This is a genomic window from Synechococcus sp. R55.2 (assembly GCF_047462075.1).
Taxonomy (GTDB): Bacteria; Cyanobacteriota; Cyanobacteriia; order Thermostichales; family Thermostichaceae; genus Thermostichus.
In genome coordinates this window covers 1-1,370 of record NZ_JANSIH010000036.1, presented here as the reverse complement: position 1 = coordinate 1,370, position 1,370 = coordinate 1, and the positions used below count along the sequence as shown (strand labels likewise).

Sequence of the window (1,370 nt, the reverse complement as noted above, 5' to 3'; positions counted from 1 at the left end):
TATTATACATTATTTTCAGTATAGTTGAGCTTATTATTGACTAGAGTCATGCTCTTCTCTGAACACGGAGCAAGCCCAGTTCCTGGCCCCCGGCCAATGGGAGCGACTTGGATCGAGAATACCTGGCTGAGGAGATCGCATCTCAGAGAAGACAACGGCACCGGGAACCATCTGAATCGCTCACCTGTTGAAGATGATGAGTTTTTCCCAGATGGACAATGGGAGTGGATCCGCTGTCTGCAAACTGAGTTATCCTGCCGCCAAAATTGCCTCCAACAAGGGATCTGCCCCAAAGCGCACCACATCTGTACAGGGCCGTCCGGTCTCAGCCTCCACCCGGCGGATCTGCTCTAGGGCTGCTTCTTCCTCCCAGCCGAAGGTATTGAGGGCAATCCCCACCACGGGCGCGGGGGCAAAAGCCCCGGCAGCTGCCGCCACCTGTTCATACAGCTCAATCACCTTGGGTAAGGGCGGGATGGGCACGTAGTCTATCCCCTTGATGTGGGTCTGGCCGGCGCGGTGTACCAGGATAAGGTGGGTGGGCTGGGATCCACGCAACAGGGGCAAGGTGGCCGTAGAGGCGGGGTTGAGCAGGGATCCCTGACCTTCCAGGTGCAGAATGTCGTGGTCAGAGCCATAGCGCATGATCAGTTGCTCCACCGCCCCACTGGCATAGTCCACTCGCACCGCATCCAAAGGGATCCCCTCGCCGCCGATCAGGATCCCGGTTTGCCCGGTGGCCAAAAAGCGGGAGCGCAGGCCCCGCCTCAGGCTGGCCCGGTGCAGCTCTAGGCTGGTGGACATTTTGCCCACGCTCATGTCGGTGCCCACCGTCAACACCCGTTTACAGGGCAGGGTGCGGGCCAGGGCTTTCCCCACCGACAGGTTGGGGGGCTCGCGGCGAATATCCCAGATCCAGGCCCCCGGCTGCAACCACTGCCGAAACTGGGGATCCTCGGCCAAAGGCGTGTGCAACCCATTCACCAGAGACAGGCCAGCTCGCAGGGCCAGGCCCAACTCCTCCCGCCAGGCTGGCGGCAACTGCCCCCCTGAAGGGGCGATCCCAATCACCAGAACTTCAGGCCAGTGGGCCAGCGCCTCCTCCACCGAGGCCACGATGGGAATGTCTTTGGCAATTCCGGTCAGATGGGCCAGGGATCCCCCCGCCTGCTCCCGGTCGATCACCGCCACCACCGGGAAGGAGCCGTAGCGCAGCAGCCCCAGCCCCGTTTTCCCATGCTCCCCCAGCAATCCCCCGTGGAGCAGGATGGCCACGCGACTTTCGCTGGACAGGGATCCTGGCTTTCCCATCATTCCTGATACATTCACGCTGAACTCTCCTGAACATGGTTCAGGAAAGAAGCGATCGC

Annotated in this window: 1 protein-coding gene; it reads right to left on the bottom strand. The window is 61.1% G+C overall.

Translation table 11 applies throughout. The features are described 5' to 3' along the window. Positions 1-249: 249 nt before the first annotated feature. Complete coding sequence (locus NW838_RS01250; protein ID WP_414358491.1) at positions 250-1,311, bottom strand: DUF1611 domain-containing protein; 1,062 nt, start codon at positions 1,309-1,311, stop codon at positions 250-252. Positions 1,312-1,370 lie beyond the last annotated feature (59 nt).

What these genes read in the sequence shown, in the direction of transcription:
- NW838_RS01250 (WP_414358491.1), bottom strand. Translation starts at nt 1,311, where the DNA reads ATGGGAAAGCCAGGATCCCTGTCCAGCGAAAGTCGCGTGGCCATCCTG.